Origin of the sequence: Nocardia arizonensis, from assembly GCF_001310275.1 — a bacterium.
Taxonomy (GTDB): Bacteria; Actinomycetota; Actinomycetes; order Mycobacteriales; family Mycobacteriaceae; genus Nocardia; species Nocardia arizonensis.
This window is the reverse complement of the sequence record NZ_LGYZ01000032.1, coordinates 1-346: the sequence shown is the minus strand read 5'-3', so window position 1 is coordinate 346 and position 346 is coordinate 1. Positions and strand designations below refer to the sequence as shown.

At 58.7% G+C, this 346-nt stretch carries 1 protein-coding gene; it reads left to right on the top strand.

Going from position 1 to position 346, the window contains the following annotated elements:
- Window positions 1–300 (top strand): response regulator transcription factor (locus APZ21_RS32755; protein ID WP_162240303.1); only part of this gene is annotated, 300 nt, incomplete at its 5' end.
- Between the last annotated feature and the right edge of the window lie 46 nt (window positions 301–346).

Here is a 346-nt window from a genome sequence, read left to right as displayed (position 1 = left end):
CCAAAGTTACCTCGACACATCCTGCCTCATCCAAGGTTGACACAGAGGGTGGCACCGACTGATCACCGCGCAGCGATATTGACAAAACGTGAGCGTCAGGTCGCCGAACTTGTCGCCGAAGGTCTCACCAACAGGGCTATCGCCGCTCGACTGAAGGTCGCACAGCACACGGCGCAAGGGCATGTGGAGCACATATTGACAAAATTGGGCTTCACCTCGCGGGCGCAGATCGCGGCCTGGGCAACAGAGCAAGAACGGAGGGAAGTGGTAACCCAACACAGAGTGCAACCCGGATCCTAGTACTCCAGCCGTAGTTCGTGACCAGGCCGACGGCCTGGTCACGATG